Below are 18,759 nucleotides of genomic sequence, written 5' to 3' on the forward strand. Positions count from 1 at the left end.
AGACAATATCGGGTCGTCATACTACCTGTCGTCCTACATGGATGATGAGGGGACACTGGATGTGCTGGAGCGGTTCCGCATGGATGTCTCTGCGCTAGGGGTGCACGAGCTCGACCATGGTCTCGGTGACCTCGAGGGTCGGGTTCTTCCCTATGCGACATTCCCCATCCTGGCGGCGAACGTGTCCGGCTCCGATGCCCTGAGTGCCGAGGGGGACGGTCGCGGTGTCTTCATCAAGGAGGTCGACGGGGTGCGGGTCGGCTTCATCGGTGTGGTGACCGATGAGCTGCCCAAACTGGTCTCCTCCTCCACCCGGGCACAGCTCACGGTCGCCCCGGCGGTGGCCACGGCCAACGCCCGCGCAGCCGAGCTCAAAGACGGTGACCCCGCCAATGGTGAGGCCGACGTCGTCGTCGTGCTCAGTCACGAGGACGCGGCCTCCACGGCGACGGGCTTCTCCAAGAACGTCGACGCCGTCGTCGCCGGACGCAGCCACGTCTCCTACGCGCAGACGGTGACCGGGGTCGAGGGCAATGAGATCGCCGTCGTCCAGCCTGACCACTACGGTCTGAAGCTCGGGATGATTCGGCTCAACTACGACCGGGACACCAAGAAGGTCTCCGTCGTCAACGTGGAGAACCGCGATCTGAGGCAGGAATACTGTCATGAAAACGATTTCGGCGGCGTCAATATCTTCTCATATAAGAGATACAACAAGATGATGGATCTGGGGGCTGCCCGGGCGGTGGCGCAGCTCGGCACCGACTACTTGCGTGGATCGGACGGTGTGACCCCTGGAGCCCACACCGGCACCGAGTCCACGGCGGCCGACCTGGTGGCCGAGTCCTACCGATACTGGCTCGCCGACATGGATCCCATGGAGCAGCCGCCGGCTTCCACACACTATGTGGGAGTAGTCCGGGCCGACGACCTTAAAGCCGATTTCCGCTACAAGAGCACCGGGAACTATCACGGAGAAGTGCCCGCTGACCAGGTCGACGGCCTCTTCACGGTCGACGAGGTCCGTAACGTCTCGCCGGATGACAAGGCCATGGGATACCTCACCATGACCGGTGCCGAGCTCAAGGGGCTCATCGCCCAGCAGTGGCGCCCCGGAGCGGATCCGGCGGCTGTCCAGCTGGGACTGTCCGCCAACGTCGACGTCATCGTGAACTCCGCGGCCCAGACCGAGGACGGCGCCGCTCCCTCGATTCGCGAGGTCCGGGTGGACGGGCAGGTCCTGGGGGACACGGACACGGTGGTCGTGGCCTCCACCCAGGAGCTGCTCACCGGCGGCGCCGGCTTCACACTCCCCCATGGAAGAGGGGTTGTGAACGTCGGTTCGCTCGGACGTGACATCACCACCAACTACCTGGCCTCCTTCAACCAGCAGATACTCAAACCGAGCTACGCCAAGCGTCAGGTGGGTATGAGTGCGACCCCGAAGCCCGGTCAGGCCGGCACGGTGACAGTGACGATGGACTCCCTAGTATACACCCACCCCACGGAGCAGGTTCTCGGGGCTCGCCGTGTGCGCGCAGTGTCCGGGGACAAGGAGTTCTTCAGTCAGAACATCGACCTGACCGTGGACCGCAGTGGCCCCACCACCGGTCAGGCGAGCTTTGACCTCACGGTTCCGGCCGATGCACCCACCGGCGCCTGCCGCAGCGCGGAGGCCACGACCTGCCGCTGGGTCACCTTGGAGTCCGTTGACGGCGTCGGCAGGGTTCTCAACAGCTTCTACGTCGAGGTGCCGGCCGATGCGGCGCCCACGGCAACGCCGTCGGCCACTGCCAGTGGCGGGCCATCGGCCGCGTCTAGCACTCCGTCGTCCACTCCCGGCGCGCAGCCGACTCCGTCCTCGACCTCCGGTGCCGGGCCGTCGGCGGGTGCCACGGCGACGACGTCGGCTGCGCCCGGTGCCAAGGCGGCACCGTCGGCCTCGGCGGCTCCCAGTGGCGGTGCGGTCCCGGATGGGAAGGCGACTGCCTCACCCGGAGGCGGGAGCGCTGACGGTGCCACGGTGCCGGTCAACGGTGCAGGCGGTCTGCCTGCCGCCACGAGTGGGGCGGGTGCTGCCGCTCGTGAGGCTCGCGGCGCCGGTGGTGGTCAGCCGATCGGCGGCTCGGGAGCCTGGCCGCTGGCCCGCACCGGTACCTCCCTCAGCGCGGGCGTCGTCGCCCTGACCCTCATCGTCGGTGGCTACCTCATCCTGCGCCGCAGGCGGCAGATCGACTGACGTGGATCGCGGCAGGTCTGACACAGGCTGACGCAGTGATACGCGAATCGACACTCGTGCCCGCCACCCCACCAGGGGAGGCGGGCACGAGTCCTGGGTGATGAATGTCAGTGAGTTCCGTGAAAAAATGCCTCGTGTCGCGCGGTCACATACGGTTAGTCATGTTCCTCTCCTCATCTTTTCCCGGGTCACCATCCCTCCGCCTGACAAGGAACGACATGCGACTGCACCCCACGTGGGCCGTCAAGGTCGGCGCCGTCATGTGCGCGCTCACTCTGACAGCCCTCAGTCCCTCCCCGCTCACCCCGACCGCCGGTGCCGACGAACCGGCCGCGCCGGCTGACGCTCCGGCCAGCGGCACCACCACCATCGACCTGCTGGGCATCACCGACCTGCACGGCCACATCTCCCGTACCACTCAGACGGACCGCAACACCGGGCAGACTTCCGTCGAGGACCCCGGCGCCGTCACTCTGGCCTGCGAGGTCTCCGCCGCCCGCGCCACCAACCCCAACACTCTGTTCGTCTCCGCCGGAGACTCCGTGGGTGGGTCGGCCTACGTCTCCTCCATCCTCCAGGACCGCCCCACCATGGAGACGCTCAACGCGATGTCCCTGGATGCCTCCGCCCTGGGCAACCACGAGCTCGACCAGGGCCTGACCGACCTGGAGACGCGCATCCTGCCCGCCTCGAACTTCCCGATCCTGGCCGCCAACGTCTCCGGCTCGGCTCCCCTGAGCGCCGAGGGTGTCGGCAAGGGAGTCTTCATCAAGGAGGTCGGCGGTGTGCGCGTCGGCTTCGTCGGCGTCGTCACCGATGAGCTTCCCACCCTCGTGTCACCCTCAGCCCTGTCCACTCTCACCCTGAGTCCAGCGGTCGCCTCCGCCAATGCCCGTGCCGCCGAGCTCAAGGACGGCGATCCCGCCAATGGTGAGGCCGACGTCGTGGTCGTGCTCAGTCACGAGGATGCCGCCACCACTGCCACCAGCTTCGGCGGGAGTGTCGATGCCGTCTTCTCCGGACACACCCACGTGCCCTTCGCCCAGACCGTCACCGGTGCTGAGGGCAACCAGATCGCCGTCGTTCAGGCCGACCACTACGGCTGGGCGCTGGGGCGCATCCGTCTCAGCTATGACCCCGCCAGCCGGAAGACCTCGGTGGTCAGTGCTGACAACAAAGACCTGCGCAGCTCGAACTGCACCACCGACGCCTACGGCGTCGCCGGGATCGTGTCCCAGGCGGAGAAGGACTCCGCCACCGAGGGCGGCAAGCCGCTGGCCCGGATCGGATCGGACTTCCTGCGCGGCTCGGACGGCTCCGGACCCGGCGCCAACCGAGGCACCGAGTCCACCGCCTCCAACCTCATCGCCGAGTCCTTCCGCAGCTGGCTCGCCACCGACATCCAGCCGGCCGGCTCCACCCGCTACGTGGGCATCATGAACGCCGGCGGCGTGCGCGCCGACCTGCTCTACGCCGCCTCCGGCTCCGAGGGTGATGGCGTCCTGACCTCGGGGGAGGCCTACACCGTCCAGCCCTTCGGCAACGAGATGGCCTACACGACCCTCACCGGCGCCGAGCTGAAGGCTCTGCTGTCCCAGCAGTGGCAGCCCGGCTCCAGCCGGCCCGTCCTCACCCTGGGGCTGTCCAGCAACGTCGACGTCCTCACCGAGGCCAGCACCGATGCCGCTCACGGGACTGAAGCCGGAGCCGCCCCCGCGATCCGTGAGATCCTCGTCGACGGCAAGCCGCTGGCCGACGGCGACAGTGTCGTCGTCGCCTCCAACTCCTTCCTGCTGACCGGCGGCGACGGCTACACCGTCCTGAAGGGCAAGCCCGTGACCAACACCGGTGTTCTCGACCGCGACGTCACCTCCGCCTACCTGGCCTCCTTCGGCGACCAGCCCGTCAAGGCCGGCTACTCCAAGCGGCAGACCGGGATGACCGTGGGGCCCGTGTACGTCAGCTCAGGCGGTGCGCGCAGCACCGACATGGTCTCAGTGACCCTGGACTCCCTGGCCTACACCAACGCCTCCGAGCAGGCCGCCGGCGCCCGGAGCGTGCGCGTGAGCTCGGGGGGCAAGGAGATCCTGACCAAGGACCTCGACCTCACCGTCGACCCCACCGGCCCGACCACCGGACGGGTCGACTTCAACCTCACCTTCCCGTCCGACGCCCCCACGCGCGCCTGCCGCACGGTCCAGGCCGCCACCTGCCGCTGGGCCTCCGTCGAGACCCTCGACTCCGCCGGCACGGTTCTCAATCGCTTCTCGGTTGAGATCGAGGATGAGGCTGCGGCCGACCCCGGTGCGGAAACGGGTGACAGCACGGCAGACGGTGCTGACGGGACGGCGGCCGAGGCCGGCGGTGAGGCGACGTCCACCCCGCAGGTCGGTCGTGATGCCGATGGGGCGTCCGTGGGCGGCGGCACCGAGCCGTCCGCCGGGAGTAGCGCGCCGCCCGCAGCCGCCGCTCCTGAGGCCCGCAGTGGCAGCGGCGCTCAGCCGGTCGGTGGCTCGGGTGGTTGGTCGCTGGCCCGCACAGGTGCGTCCCTAGGGGCGGGTGTCGTCGCCCTGATCCTCATCGTCGGCGGCTACCTCATCCTGCGCCGCAGACGGCAGGTCGACTGACGTGGATTGACGCGTGCTGATGCGGTTTGATGCCGACTGATGCAGCGATGCGCGAATCGACACTCGTGCCCGTCGCCCCACCGGGGGTGGCGGGCACGAGTGCTGGGTGACGAATGCCTGCGTGGGTGGTGGGGCGCCACCGGGGAAGGTGCAGGTGATCGGGGGAGCAGTGGCGGCTGCGGCTCACGTCGAGGACGGACCCTGTTCTCAGAACAGCCTATGAAATGTATTGTGAGTCACTCAGGGGTAGACACGAATGTCTGAACGGACATACCCTTACGTCTGTTCAAACATGAAAAGTTGAAGAGATGTCCGAGCGGGCGTCTCTGTCGATGGTACCGACCTCAGGGGGTGAACATGCGCATCGAGGACAGGCACCACCAGATCGTGGAGCAGGTGCGCGGTGCAGGGCGGGTCCTCGTCACCGAGCTCGCCGAGCACTTCGACGTCACCCCTGAGACGATCCGTCGAGACCTGACCGCCCTGGACCGCAGTGGCGCCCTGCGTAAGGTCCACGGCGGCGCCATCCCCGCCCCGGCCCTGCCGGAGACCGGCGTGACCCAGCGCGAGCAGGTCAACCCCGCCGCCAAGCAGGCCATCGCCCGAGCCGCCCTGGCGCGGCTCGCACCGGAACCCGGCACCACCCTCCTCATCGACGCCGGAACCACCACCGGATCGCTCGCCCGCCTCCTGCCCGCCGAGAGCGACCTGACCGTCATCACCAACTCCGTCCTGACCGCCGCCTCCCTGGCCGCCGCCGGACGCACGCGGGTGCGGATCCTGGGCGGCCAGCTGCGCGGACTCACCCAGGCCGCCGTCGGCCCCGAGGCCGTCGAGGCCCTGTCCACCCTCCGAGTCGACGTCGCCGTCCTGGGAGCCAACGGCCTGAGCGCAGCCCACGGGCTGTCCACGCCCGACCCCGACGAGGCCACCGTCAAACGCGCCATGGTGCGCAGCGCCCGCCAGGTGGTGGCCCTGGTCGACTCCACCAAGATCGGCCAGGAGCACCTGGTCTCCTTCGCCTCCCTCGACGACATCGACCTCCTGGTCACCGACGTCGAGATCCCGCCCGCACTCATCGACCAGCTTGCCACCACCGAAACCGAGGTACTCGTCGCATGATCCTGACCCTCACGCCCAACCCGTCCCTCGACCGCACCGTCTCCCTGCCCGGCCCCCTCCAGCGCGGCGCCGTTCAGCGCCTGACCGGCATCGTCATGGAACCGGGAGGCAAGGGCGTCAACGTCGCCCGCGTCCTGTCCAACTCCGGGCGCGCCGCCACCGCCGTCCTTCCTGCCGCCGAGCACGACCCCATCCTCACCGCCCTGAACGGCCTCGAGCTGCCCGGACTCACCGTTCGATCCGTGCCCGTGGCCGGCCCCGCCCGCATCAACACCGCCGTCACCGAGCCCGACGGCACCACCACCAAGCTCAATGAGCTGGGAGCGGGCCTGAGCGAGGAGGAGGTCGACGCCGTCGAGCACGCCCTCCTGGAGACCCTGACGCTCACGGGAGTGTCGGCCGGAGCCGACCCCCACCACTGGGCGGTCCTGTCCGGCTCCCTGCCGCCGGGTGCGCCGGCCAGGTGGTACGCCCGCCTGGTGGGGCTCCTGCGCGAGACGTCCCCGGGGCTGCGCATCGCCGTCGACACCTCCGACGAGCCCCTGGCGGCCCTGGCCGCCGAGCTGCCCGGTTCGGCCCCCGACCTCATCAAACCCAACGGCGAGGAGCTCGGCCAGCTCGCCGGCCTGCCCGCCGAACGCGCCATGGCCCTTGAGGAGGGCGCTGTCCGGGGGAGCTACGGCCCCGTCGTCGACGCCGCCCGCCTCCTGGTGGACCTGGGCATCGGTGCCGTCCTGGTGACCCTCGGCCCCGCCGGCGCCGTTCTGGTGACCGCCGACGGCGCCTGGCACGCCACCGCCCCCGAGGTCCCGGTGGTCTCCACCGTCGGCGCCGGGGACTCCTCGGTGGCCGGCTACATCCTGGCCGACGTCAACGGCGGTGACGAGACCGAGCGCCTGCGCACCGCCATGGCCTACGGCTCGGCCGCCGCCTCCCTGCCCGGAACCACGCTGCCCACGCCCGCCGACCTGCCCGATCAGCCGGCCGTCGTCACCCGGCTCTCCTGAGCCGGGGCGTCCACAGGCGCCGGGGCCGCAGACCCGCGAGCCCCCGCGTCCCCGCTCATGTCAGCGGCTGCCGGCCGGCCACCGCCCAGCCGGCTCCGCCACCGACCATTCACCACCCGTCCACCGACCCTCCACATGACCACCACTGACCGCATGACCGCCGCCCACCACCCTTGACCACCTGTGACACGCCGTAGCCCACCGGGCGACGGCACCTCGGACACCAAGGAAGACCATGACCGAGAACAAACCCCTCATCATCCCCGAGCTGGTCGCGCTCGACGCCGACGCCGGCCCGGGCAAGGAAGACGTCATCGAGTTCCTGGCCACCACCGTGGCCGGCGCAGGCCGGGCCTCCAGTCCCGACGGCCTGGCCGCCGACGCCAAGAAGCGCGAGTCGACCGCCCCCACCGGGATCCCCGGCGGCATCGCCATCCCGCACTGCCGCAGCTCTCACGTCCTGGCCCCCAGCCTCGGCTTCGCCCGTCTGGCCGAGCCGGTCGACTTCGGGGCCGCCGACGGACAGGCCGCCGACCTCATCTTCATGATCGCCGCCCCCGACGGCGCCGACGACTTCCACCTCCAGCTCCTGGCCAAGCTCGCCCGCGGTCTCATGCAGTCCGAGTTCACTGACGCCCTGCGCCAGGCCGCCGACGCCGAGGAAGTCGCCCGCATCGTCACCGGTCAGGTCCAGCCCGAGCTGCTGGACGACGGGGCGCCGGTCGAGGACGGCGCGGCCAGTGAGACCGCAAGCGCCGCGGAAACGGCCGAAGGGGGCGGTGCCGCGGAGCCCAAGGCCGCTGCGACGTCGTCGGCCCCGGGGGAGGGCGAGACCGTCATCGTGGGCGTCTCCTCGTGCCCCACCGGCATCGCCCACACCTTCATGGCCGCTGAGGCCCTGGAGCAGGCCGGCAAGGACCGCGGCATCACCGTGGCCATCGAGGGGCAGGGCTCAGGCAAGATCGATGCCCTTGACCCCGACCTCATCAAGCGGGCCAGCGCCGTCATCTTCGCCCATGACCTGCCCGTCAAGGGCCGCGAGCGCTTCGCCGGCAAACCCGTCATCGACGTCGGTGTCAAGGCCGCCGTCAACGATGCCGGTTCCCTCGTGGACAAGGCCCTGGCCGCGGTCGATGACCCGAGCGCCACCCGCGTGCCGGCCGGCGGCGAGTCCAGCGAGGAGAGCGAGGAGGGCTCCGAGCACTGGGCCCGGCGCCTCCAGCGCTCGGTCATGACCGGGGTGTCCTACATGATCCCCTTCGTGGCCGCCGGCGGTCTGCTCATCGCCCTGGGCTTCCTCCTGGCCGGGTACGACGTGGCCAACCTCTACGAGAAGATCTCCATCAGCGACTACTCCCTGTGGAACCTGCCCGGCAACGAGTTCGTTCACGAGATCAAGAACTCGGCCGGAGACGTCGTCGGCACCGAGACGATCACCGTCTCCCAGTCCGGGCTGCTGCTGTACATCGGGTGGACGCTGTTCCTGCTGGGGCAGGCGGCCATGAGCTTCCTCGTCCCGGCTCTGGCCGGCTACATCTCCTTCGGGCTGGCCGGCAGGCCCGGGATCGCGCCCGGGTTCGTCATGGGGGTTGTCGCGGTCGAGGTCGGTGCCGGGTTTATCGGCGGCCTGGTCGGCGGCATCCTCGCGGGCTACTTCGCGGCCTGGCTCGCCGGGCTGGGCGTACCGTCCTGGCTGCGAGGGCTCATGCCCGTGGTCATCATCCCGCTGGGCACCACGCTGGTGGTCGGCGCCGTCATGTACCTGCTCCTCGGGCTGCCGCTGGCCTCCCTCATGACCGCGCTGCAGGACGGGCTGACCTCCATGTCCGGGGGTGGGTCGGCCGTGCTGCTCGGCATCATCCTCGGGCTCATGATGTGCTTCGACCTGGGCGGACCGGTCAATAAGGCCGCCTACCTGTTCGGCACCGCGGGCCTGTCCGCGGCCAGCGCCAGCAACACCGCCCCCTACGAGATCATGGCCACCGTCATGGCCGCCGGCATGGTGCCGCCGCTGGCGATGTCCGTCGCGACCTTCCTGCGCTCGCGGCTGTTCACCAAGGCCGAGGTGGAGAACGGGCGCAGCGCCTGGCTGCTGGGGCTGTCCTTCATCTCCGAGGGGGCCATCCCCTTCGCCGCCGCCGACCCGCTGCGCGTCATCCCGGCCACCATGGCCGGTGGTGCGGTCACGGGCGCGATGACCATGGCCATGCACGTCGGCTCCCGCGCGCCCCACGGAGGCGTGTTCGTCGCCTTCGCCATCACCAACTTCGGTGGCTTCCTCCTGGCGATCCTGGCCGGGACGGTGGTGACCACCGCGCTGGTCATCGTTCTCAAGGGGCTGGGGCGCAACGCGGACGGCAAGAAGAGCACTGAGGCGCAGGCCGCAGCTGCCGCCTGATCCGGCGATCCTCATCACCGTGTCGTGCGGGGTCCCACCAGGTGCGGGGCTCCGCACGACGCGTGTGAGGAACGGCGAGGCCGAGTCCGAGAGATTGGGTGTCCTTCGTTGGGGACGCTTCACGCGGCCGGGGACATTTTCTCGCCCACGGGTGCAATCCGCGCGTGCGGGGACACTCCCTTCCGACCGGGGACATCCCGCGCGCACGGGGACAGGAGTCCTGTCCCCGACGGCGTTGAATGTCCCCGCCTGGGGCATGACGCACCCCGCCGTGCAGGATGCCACCGGCTGCGAGGAGTGTCCCCGCTTGGGGTGACACGCACCCGGCCGTACGGAACTGTCCCCGACGGCGCGGAACGTCCCTGTGGACTGAGCCGCCCCAGATCGAGGACGTACTTTTCGATCGAGGACTGCGTTCTCCCACAGAAGGTGACGGCCCGGGCGCAGTCGTTTGGGGGAGAGGTACGTCCTGGGCGGAGAACGCAGTCCTCGATGTTCCAGGACGGCTGCGCGGCTCTGTCGTCGAGACCGATCAGAGCCGACCGGCATGACCTTGTGGAGGTCTTCGCCGCGGGTACGGGGGCTCGCCTCCTGACGGGCCGGGCCTGCTGTGCGGCGCTGTCGGGCTGTGCTCGCCTGCCAGTTCCAGGGCGCTCCGGCATAGGCTTTGCGCCATGGCTGCAAGACGACGCATCGACCCCGACGCCGGCGCTCAGGCCCTGCGCCAGTGGGCCCAGGAGCAGGACACGTCCGACGACGAACCGGCCGGAGGTGGGAGCGGTGCCGGCCCCGACCCCGCCAGTCCCGCCGACCGGGCCTCCCGACGCCGGGTGACCGCCACCGCCGTGCGCTACACCCTCGAAGAGCTCGCCGCCTGCGCGCCCGGGCGCTCGGTCGAGGTGCGGGTCCCGCCCTTCGGAGTCACCCAGGCCGTCGCAGGCACCGTCCACCGCCGGGGCACCCCGCCCAGCGTCGTCGAGACCGATGCCCCCACCTGGCTGGCCCTGGCCACCGGCCGACTCAGCTGGCAGGACGCCCTGGCCGGTGGCGCCCTGCACGCCTCCGGCGAGCGCTGCGATCTGTCCGTCTACCTGCCCCTCGTCCGGCTCCCCGGGTAAACATCGACATTTTCTTCAAAAACGACGGGTGGGGTCAGGTGGTGTTTGCACCGTTGATGATGTCGATGTGTGAAGCGTGCTGGGGCTGTGCGCGCCTGTTCGTCACTGTGCCGAAGGCCCGCACCGGTAGGTTCATCCCATGAGTCGCACGCGCCTGAGCACCTACACCGCCCCGCCTGCCGAGGTCGCCCGCACCTTGGACGCGCTGCGCGCGCACTACGAGGTTCCCACCGACTTCCCGCCTGAGGCCCTCGCCGAGGCGGAGTCCGCCGCCAGCGCCTGGGCCCAGGACGGCCCCGCCCGTCTCCTGGCCGACGGCGCCCGCGATGGCCGCGACCTGGACCTGGTCACCATCGACCCGCCCGGCTCCATGGACCTCGACCAGGCGGTGCTCCTGGAGCGCCTGCCCGCGCAGGCCGATCAGGCCGGTGCGACCGCTGGGGGCGCTCCGGAGTCGGAAGCCGCCTACCGAGTCCACTACGCCATCGCTTCCCTGGCCACCTTCGTCACCCCCGGCGCTGCCCTGGACGCCGAGCTGCGCCGCCGCGGCGAGACCATCTACGCCCCCGACGCCGCCACACCCCTGCACCCCGAGGTCCTCTCCCACGGTGCCGCCTCCCTCCTGGAGGACGTGGAGCGTCCGGCCTGCCTGTGGACCATCGACCTCGACGACCGTGGCGAGGTCGTCTCCGCCCACGTCGAACGGGCCCTTGTGCGCTCGCGGGCGCGCCTCACCTACGCCCAGGTCCAGGCCGCCATCGACGGGGAGGGCACCCTGCCTCAGGAGGCGCCGGCCGAACTGCCCGAGCTCCTGGCCGAGATCGGCCGCCTGCGCCTGGAACGCGAGGCCGCCCGCGGCGGCATCAGCATGACCACGCCCGAGCAGGTCGTCGAGGCGACCGGGGCGGAACAGGCGTCAGAGTCGGCAGGCCCGGCGGGGGACGAGGGGGCTGCTGAGGAAACCGGCCCGGCCGGCTACCGGCTTGCCTACCGTGTGCCCGTGCCCGCCGAGCAGTACAACGCCCAGATCTCCCTGCTTACCGGCATGTGCGCCGCCCGGATCATGGTCGACAGTGGCGTCGGCATCCTGCGGACCCTTCCGCCGGCGCGCCCCGAGGACTACGCCCGCCTGAGGCGCGTCGCCGCGGCCCTGGGCATCGACTGGCCGGCCGCCCAGCCCTACCCCGAGCTCGTGCGCAGCCTGGACGACGCCGTGCCCGCCCATGCGGCCTTCATGGAGCAGGCCATGTCCCTCTTCCGCGGATCGGGCTACCTCGCCTTCGGGGTGGGCGGCGTCGGGGTCCCGGCCGAGGACGAGGCCTCCGACGCCGAGGAGGCCGTCCACTCCGCGATCGCCGCCCGCTACGCCCACGTCACCGCTCCGCTGCGCCGCCTCGTGGACCGCTACGGCGAGGAGGTCTGCATCGCCGCCTGCGCCCAGGCGCCCGTGCCCCAGTGGGTGCTTCAGGCGCTGCCCGACCTGCCCGACGTCATGGAACAGACCGGCAAGCGTGCCCGCGCCATCGGCCGCGGAGCCCTGACCGCACTGGAGGCCCTGGTCCTGCGCGGCCACGAGGGCGAGGTCTTCGACGGCGTCATCACCTCCGAGCGCGACGGCCGCGGCGAGCTCGTCCTGGCTGAGCCCGCCGTCGTCACCGAGATCCGCGCAGGCAAGAAGGCCTCCGACGGCGGCCTCCCGGTGGGTGAGCGCGTGCGGGTCCGCCTCCTGTCCGCCGACCCCGCCTCCGGCATTCGCTTCCAGCTCCTGACGCACCAGCCCTGAGGCGCCCGATGCGTCAGTCCTGCGGGAGAATCTGATCCAGCAGCTCCTGGGCATCGGTCCCGACCAGGTCCAGCACGCCCCGTGAGGCGAGCGAGGCAACGCCGTGGACGGCCGCCCAGGCGGCGGTCGCGGCGGCGTCGGGAGCGTCCGGGTGCTGCTCCGCGAAGCAGGAGCGCCACTGCTGAAGGAGCGGCAGGGACCTGGCCCGAAGCTCCCGTCCGCTGCCGGCCAGCACGTCGTGACGGGTGATGAGGTCGAAGGCGTGGGGGTGCTCGACGGCGTAGGCGACGTAGGCCCTCGCGGTCTCCTTGAGGCCTGCCTCGGCATCGGTGAGGCGAGTGCGGAGCTCATCGAGGCACACCTCGGCGATGGCGGACAGTAGCAGCGCGAGGGTGGGGAAGTGGCGTCTCGGTGCGCCGTGGGAGATGCCGCAGCGCCGGGCCACCTCCCGCACCGTCACCGCGCTGATGCCGTTCTCTTCGAGCAGCTGCCGCCCAGCCTGGATCAGACGGTCCTCCGTTGTCTGGCTCATGGCCCTAGCCTGCCTCTTGTAGACGGCGTCTACAACATGGTAGACACCGTCTACATGATGGCTTTCGGATACTCCCTCGCCCTGGTCTCGGTCGGGTCCGCCCTGCACGCCCTGTGGAACGTGCTGGTGAAGCGCTCCGGTACTTCCGACGTCGCCTTCGTGTGGGTCTACAGCGCCATCGCCGCGCCGCTGTGGCTCGCGGTACTGACAGTGGGGGCGACCTGGGGAGGTCTGGGCCCGGCCTGGTGGGCGGCCCTCGTCAGCACGGCGCTGCACACGGCCTACGCCGCGGTCCTCCAACGCGCCTACTCGGCGGCGGATCTGTCAGTGGTCTACCCGGTCTCACGCGGACTGGCGCCGGTTCTGGTGACGGCGGTGGCGGCGCCGTGGGCCGGGGGCCCGAGCGCTATCCAGGCGCTCGTGCTTTTGGCGGTCCTCATCGGCGTCGCCCTCGCCTCGGGGACCACCTGGCGGGATCTGACCCGGGCCCGGGGCCTCCGGGCGGGCAGCGCCGTCGCATCCTGCACCGCCGCCTATACTCTGTGGGACGCCTTCGCCGTCGCGCACCTGTACGTCTCTGTTGTGCCCTACATGGCGCTGTCCAGTCTGGCTCAGCTCGTGCTGCTCACTATCGTGCTGGGCCGGCGTCGTCGCGAGCTGCCCGCTGCGCTGGCTGCCGGCTGGGCCCGGGCCCTCCCCATCGCGGTGCTGGTGCCGGCGAGCTATGCGCTGGTGCTTGTCGCCATGCGCTTCGGGCCTCCGTCCGTCGTCGCCACCTCCCGGGGCCTCAACGTCGTCTTCGGCATCATCGCCGGGGTGTGGCTCCTGCGTGAGCCCTTCACCAGGCGATCAATACTCGGGGTCTCGATGATCGTCGTCGGGGTCCTGGTGGGGGCGAGCTGATTCCGGAGCCGCCCGCGGGCCGGCTCCGGCGCCCGCCGATGGTCAGGCGACGTCCGGTCATGACAGACTGTGTGTGTGCGCACCGGTGAGAACCCATCGCAGATCACCTTCGACCATCCCGACGACGCCCGTCGCATCCCGCGGGCTGGCTCCTCGGAGCCTCTCGGTCGGTCCAGCCAGTCGAGTCAGACCGATCCGACGGCTCCCGCGGCGCCCGTGAGCGCGCCCAGCCTGACCGCCCTGCCCGACGACCACTCCGACGAGCTCGAGCCCTCTCCGCGAGAGGAGTGCGGCGTCTTCGGCGTGTGGGCGCCCGGCGAGGAGGTCTCCCGCCTGACCTACTTCGGCCTCTACGCCCTCCAGCACCGCGGCCAGGAGTCGGCCGGCATCGCCACCTCCAACGGCTCCCAGATCCTCGTCTACAAGGACCTCGGCCTGGTCTCCCAGGTCTTCGACGACCAGGCCCTGTCCAACCTCACCGGCCACGTCGCCGTCGGCCACGTCCGCTACGCCACCCAGGGGGCCACCACCTGGGAGAACGCCCAGCCGATGCTCGGCCCGGCGGCCGGCTCCACTCTCGCCCTGGCCCACAACGGCAATCTCACCAACACCCGCGAGCTCATGGACGCTGTGCGCGTCACCTCCGGGGAGGACCTCAGCGGTGAGCTCGGCCGCGGCTCCTCCACCGACACCGCCGTCCTGGCCGCCCTGCTCAACCTCGTCTCCGAGCACGGAGCCCTAGAGGGCTGGGACTCGGCCGCCGACATCCTCACCTCCGGCATCACCGACGACGCCGATCTCGACGCCGCCTACTCCGCGCCGGCCCCCCTGAGCGTCCACCAGGCCGCCCGCCGGGTCCTGCCCATGCTGCGCGGCGCCTTCTCCCTGGTCTTCATGGATGAGCGCACCCTCTACGCCGCCCGCGACCCCCACGGGGTGCGCCCCCTGGTACTGGGACGCCTGGGCAACGGGTGGGCCGTGGCCTCCGAGACCGCCGCCCTGGACATCGTCGGTGCCGCCTTCGTGCGCGAGATCGAGCCCGGCGAGCTCATCGAGATCGACGAGGACGGTGTGCGCTCCTCGCGCTTCGCCACCGCCCGCCGGGCCGGCTGCGTCTTCGAGTACGTCTATCTGGCCCGCCCCGACACCCGCATCGCCGGGCGCAGCGTCATCACCTCGCGCAACGAGATGGGGGCCGCCCTGGCCCGAGAGCACCCGGTGGAGGCCGACCTCGTCATCGCCACGCCCGAGTCGGGCACCCCGGCCGCCATCGGCTACGCGCAGGCCTCCGGTATCCCCTACGGTCAGGGTCTGGTGAAGAACGCCTACGTGGGGCGCACCTTCATCCAGCCCACCCAGACCCTGCGTCAGCTCGGCATCCGCCTCAAGCTCAACCCTCTGCGCGAGGTCATCGAGGGCAAGCGCCTCGTCGTCGTCGACGACTCCATCGTGCGCGGCAACACCCAGCGGGCCCTGGTGCGGATGCTGCGCGAGGCCGGCGCCGCCGAGGTCCACGTGCGCATCTCCTCCCCGCCGGTCATGTGGCCCTGCTTCTACGGCATCGACTTCGCTACCCGCGCCGAGCTCATCGCCACCGGCATGAGCGTGGAGGAGATCGGCGAGTCCATCGGCGCCGACTCTTTGGGCTTCCTGTCCGTCGAGGGCATGGTGGCCGCCAGCGGCCAGAAGGCCGACGACCTGTGCCTGGCCTGCTTCACCGGCGACTACCCGATCCCGCCGCCCGTGCGCAGCCTGAAGTCGGCCGCCATCCCTGTGCGCCGCGTCCCGACCGCCTACCGCGGACGGCGCCGCGCCGAGGCCGACGACGCCGAGCGCACCGTGCCGCCGGGCAGCATCACCCGCCCGGACCTGGCCTCCGGCAGCCCCCTGGGCTCGACGACGTCGTAGCCCTGGGCGGCCGGCCGTGCGCTGACTGGCCGACCCCGGTCAGTCGCCGGCCACCTGCTCCGCCCTCGCCCCTTCCGCTCACCACCGCACCTTCGACCCGAGTCCACAAGGAGCCCCCACATGACCCAGCAGCCCGAGCAGCCCACCTCCGCCATCACCTACGCCGGCTCCGGCGTGGACACCGCCGCCGGGGACCGGGCCGTCGCGCTCATGAAGGACGCCGTGGCCTCCACCATGACCCCGGCCGTCGTCGGCGGCGTCGGGGGCTTCGCCGGGCTCGTGGACGTCTCCGCCCTGCGTGACTACCGCCGCCCCCTGCTGGCCACCTCTACCGACGGCGTGGGCACCAAGGTCGCCATTGCCCAGGCCCTCGACATCCACGACACCATCGGCCAGGACCTGGTGGGCATGGTCGTCGACGACATCGTCGTGGTCGGGGCCCGGCCCCTGCTCATGACCGACTACATCGCCTGCGGGCACGTCGTCCCTGAGCGGATCGCCGACATCGTGCGCGGCATCGCCCAGGCCTGCGCCGCTATCGGCACCCCGCTGCTGGGCGGTGAGACCGCCGAGCACCCCGGCCTCATGGCCCCCGACGAGTACGACGTCGCCGGTGCCGCCACCGGCGTCGTCGAGGCCGATCGCGTCCTCGGTGCCGAGAAGGTGCGTGCCGGCGACGTCCTGGTCGCCCTGGGCTCCTCCGGCCTGCACTCCAACGGCTACTCCCTGGTGCGCCGCGTCATCGAGCACGCCGGCTGGGGCCTGGAGCGCGAGGTCCCCGAGTTCGGCCGCACCCTGGGCCAGGAGCTGCTCGAGCCCACGCGCCTGTACACCCGCGTGTGCCTGGCCATGCTGGAGACCCTGTCGTCGCCGGCCGCCCCGGGGCCGGTCCATGCCCTGTCCCACATCACCGGCGGGGGACTGGCCGCCAACGTCGCCCGGGTCCTGCCGGCCGGGCTCATCGCCGACGCCGACCGTTCCTCCTGGACGGTGCCGCCGGTCTTCTCCACCGTGCGCGAGCTCGGCTCGGTGCCGTGGGAGGACCTCGAGGGCACCCTCAACCTGGGTGTGGGGATGGTTGCCGTTGTCGACCCGGGCGTGGTCGACGCCGTCCTGCGGGTCGCCGAGGGCTCCGACATCCCCGCCTGGGTGCTGGGCGAGGTGCATGAGGCCGGGAAGTACGAGGCCCGGGACCGGGTGGTCTCCGGTACGAAGGGCGTCGACGGGGGAGCGGTCGACATTCACGGTACCTACCGGACCGCCTGAGCGGCCGAGGCCGCCGCTGGCACGAACAGCGGGCGACGACAACGACGAGGCCCCGATTGGATGCGGTATCCAACCGGGGCCTCGCACCGTGAGGTGTCACGTGTGGCGACTAGTCAAGCCTTACCGGGCCGGTTCTGCAGCAGTGGATCAGGGCGGCATCACCCTGACCTGGGTCGATGCGACACAGGTGGTTCGGGTCGGGAGTGAAAAGTCGCCGGGAGTGACACGGATGGCTGCCCGATGGCCTCGACTCACGCGCTCGTAGGCGCGCGGAAGGGCCGGCAGGTGCGTTCCTCCGGCCCTCCTCAACTGGGTGGGCTACTTGCCGCCCTCGTCCCAGTCGTCATCGTCGACGGCATACTTGGCGGCCAGCTCCTCGTAGTCGATCTCGTCGTCAGGCTCAGATCCCGAGGATGCTGAGACGAGCTCCCGCTCCAGAGCCTTGTAATCAGTCTCCGGGCTGAAGTACTTGAGCTTACGGGCAACCTTGGTTGCCTTGGCCTTCTGACGGCCGCGCCCCATAGGCTCGACCCCCTCCAACGTGTCACGGCGCGCACGTGGGCGCGCTCTTCCTGGTCAAATATGTCGTGGGGCAACCGTACAACGTCAATGGTCACGAACACCATTCGGACACCGGGGGAGAGGCGTGGTGACGCACACCCCACATGTTGGACGAGGGGTTCAAGAGTCCCATAGACATTGCCCAGCAAGCCTTCGGTAGACCCGCAGTGAGCCTGCGGATGTTGCCCAATGTCGACCCGAAGTTCCTCCAGAGAGGCCGGGAGCCTCAGGGGGCGGGGCTGCCGTCCCGAGGATTCCTGACAAGGGGGTGGGGGGGACTGCCTGGTGAGTAGGTGTCGGCACTTCGCCGGGGGCGTACGCGGGGGGCCTGACGTGTGCGCAGGTGGCGGCCCTGATGGGCGCACGGGTGCGCAGATGGTGGCCCAGACCGACTGAACCGTGAGGACGCACCATGGGGGCGGAGGACTGTCCCCTGGGGGTGCAGTCCGCGAGCCCGATGGTGCGTCCTCGACGTGCCGGGCCTGTTGCTCGGCGTGTTCGAAGGGCCTGTCTCCTTGGTGGCTGGCCCCCAGTGGGGGTTTCTCGACGTGAGCCGGCCCGGTTCCTGGGGCTGGGGACTGCGCTTGGTGACGGGGACGTACTTGTTGATCGAGGACTGCGTTTTCCTACAGATCGCTGGGGTTTGAGCGCAGTCATCTGGGGGAGAAGTAAGTCCTGGGAGGAAATCGCAGTCCTCGATGCGGAGCGATTGGCTCCTGGTGCTGGAGTACGGCGGGGCACCGTGGTCTTCATGGGCAGGGTGCGGATGTGTCGTTGTGGCTGCGTGACGGTTGCTGGCATCTGGCTATCTGAGCTGGCACGGATTGAGCCCTGGTCAACGCGGGCTCGGTTGCGGTGGCAGAGGTCCAGATCGTTGATCTCAGGTGGATTCGTGCCACCTGACCTCGCACGATTCCAGCAACCATCACGCAGCCGAAAACACCATCCCCAAGGGGATGGGCAGTGCCGCGGCGCTGCTGGGGTGTGAGGGTGCACAAGATGCGAGGACGCACCATGGGGGCGGAGGACTGTCCCCTGGGGGTGCAGTCCGCGAGCCCGATGGTGCGTCCTCGGTGAGTAGAGGCGTGGTCGCAGGGAGGGGGAGCGTCCTCGACAGGTGGGTGGTGTGGTCGCCGGGGAGGCGTGCGACCTCGGCGGGCGAGGCCCGGTTCTCGGAGCGCCGCTCGGAGAACTCAGGCGCCGGTGCGCTGGCGTCAGCGGCGGGCGAGGCGGGTCAGGACGACGCCGGCGGTCACCACGGCGCCGGCGACGGCGGCCGCCTTGGCGAGCGTGGA

The 18,759-nt window shown here is 70.6% G+C and carries 12 protein-coding genes; 10 read left to right on the forward strand and 2 right to left on the reverse strand.

Annotation, left to right across the window (positions count from 1 at the left end; genetic code table 11):
• Nucleotides 1–79: 79 nt before the first annotated feature.
• The 7 genes from RIV12_RS11490 (at nt 80) to RIV12_RS11520 (ending at nt 12,294) form a co-directional block, all read left to right on the forward strand.
• Complete coding sequence (locus tag RIV12_RS11490; RefSeq protein WP_309323999.1) at nt 80–2,239, forward strand: 5'-nucleotidase C-terminal domain-containing protein; 2,160 nt, start codon at nt 80–82, stop codon at nt 2,237–2,239.
• A 218-nt stretch (nt 2,240–2,457) separates the two neighbouring features.
• Nucleotides 2,458–4,866, forward strand: a complete 2,409-nt coding sequence (locus RIV12_RS11495; protein WP_309324001.1) for a bifunctional metallophosphatase/5'-nucleotidase — start codon at nt 2,458–2,460, stop codon at nt 4,864–4,866.
• A gap of 357 nt (nt 4,867–5,223) precedes the next feature.
• Nucleotides 5,224–5,988, forward strand: a complete 765-nt coding sequence (locus RIV12_RS11500; RefSeq protein ID WP_075418381.1) for a DeoR/GlpR family DNA-binding transcription regulator — start codon at nt 5,224–5,226, stop codon at nt 5,986–5,988.
• On the forward strand, nt 5,985–6,995 hold the full coding sequence (locus RIV12_RS11505; protein ID WP_309324002.1) for a 1-phosphofructokinase family hexose kinase: 1,011 nt from the start codon (nt 5,985–5,987) through the stop codon (nt 6,993–6,995). Before RIV12_RS11500 ends, RIV12_RS11505 begins: the two co-directional genes overlap by 4 nt.
• Before the next feature lie 235 nt (nt 6,996–7,230).
• Complete coding sequence (locus RIV12_RS11510) at nt 7,231–9,393, forward strand: PTS fructose transporter subunit IIABC (RefSeq protein WP_309324004.1); 2,163 nt, start codon at nt 7,231–7,233, stop codon at nt 9,391–9,393.
• Between the two features lie 674 nt (nt 9,394–10,067).
• On the forward strand, nt 10,068–10,511 hold the full coding sequence (locus RIV12_RS11515) for a sterol carrier family protein (protein ID WP_309324006.1): 444 nt from the start codon (nt 10,068–10,070) through the stop codon (nt 10,509–10,511).
• Between the two features lie 139 nt (nt 10,512–10,650).
• Nucleotides 10,651–12,294 (forward strand): RNB domain-containing ribonuclease, encoded by a 1,644-nt coding sequence (locus RIV12_RS11520; RefSeq protein ID WP_309324008.1) that lies wholly within the window; start codon nt 10,651–10,653, stop codon nt 12,292–12,294.
• A 13-nt stretch (nt 12,295–12,307) separates the two neighbouring features.
• On the opposite strand, the gene RIV12_RS11525 is transcribed toward RIV12_RS11520, so the two are convergent.
• Complete coding sequence (locus RIV12_RS11525) at nt 12,308–12,826, reverse strand: TetR/AcrR family transcriptional regulator (protein ID WP_309324010.1); 519 nt, start codon at nt 12,824–12,826, stop codon at nt 12,308–12,310.
• A gap of 54 nt (nt 12,827–12,880) precedes the next feature.
• Between RIV12_RS11525 and RIV12_RS11530 the strand changes: the two genes are divergently transcribed.
• The 3 genes from RIV12_RS11530 to purM all read left to right on the forward strand — a co-directional run bounded on the left by RIV12_RS11530 (nt 12,881) and on the right by purM (nt 16,903).
• Nucleotides 12,881–13,729 carry an EamA family transporter gene (locus tag RIV12_RS11530; protein WP_309324012.1) on the forward strand — a complete coding sequence of 283 codons (849 nt, stop codon included), beginning with the start codon at nt 12,881–12,883 and terminating at the stop codon, nt 13,727–13,729.
• 216 nt (nt 13,730–13,945) lie between these two features.
• A complete protein-coding gene (purF, locus tag RIV12_RS11535) occupies nt 13,946–15,637 on the forward strand; it encodes an amidophosphoribosyltransferase (protein WP_428978938.1) in 1,692 nt (563 codons plus the stop codon).
• Nucleotides 15,638–15,757: 120 nt separating this feature from the next.
• The gene (purM, locus tag RIV12_RS11540; protein WP_309324016.1) at nt 15,758–16,903 is read left to right on the forward strand and encodes a phosphoribosylformylglycinamidine cyclo-ligase; all 1,146 of its coding nucleotides are present in this window, start codon (nt 15,758–15,760) and stop codon (nt 16,901–16,903) included.
• A 318-nt stretch (nt 16,904–17,221) separates the two neighbouring features.
• Here purM and RIV12_RS11545 read toward each other — a convergent pair whose 3' ends face one another.
• A complete protein-coding gene (locus RIV12_RS11545; RefSeq protein WP_003781441.1) occupies nt 17,222–17,425 on the reverse strand; it encodes a DUF3073 domain-containing protein in 204 nt (67 codons plus the stop codon).
• Nucleotides 17,426–18,759: the final 1,334 nt, after the last annotated feature.

Source organism: Actinomyces stomatis, from assembly GCF_031292835.1.
Lineage (GTDB): Bacteria > Actinomycetota > Actinomycetes > Actinomycetales > Actinomycetaceae > Actinomyces > Actinomyces stomatis.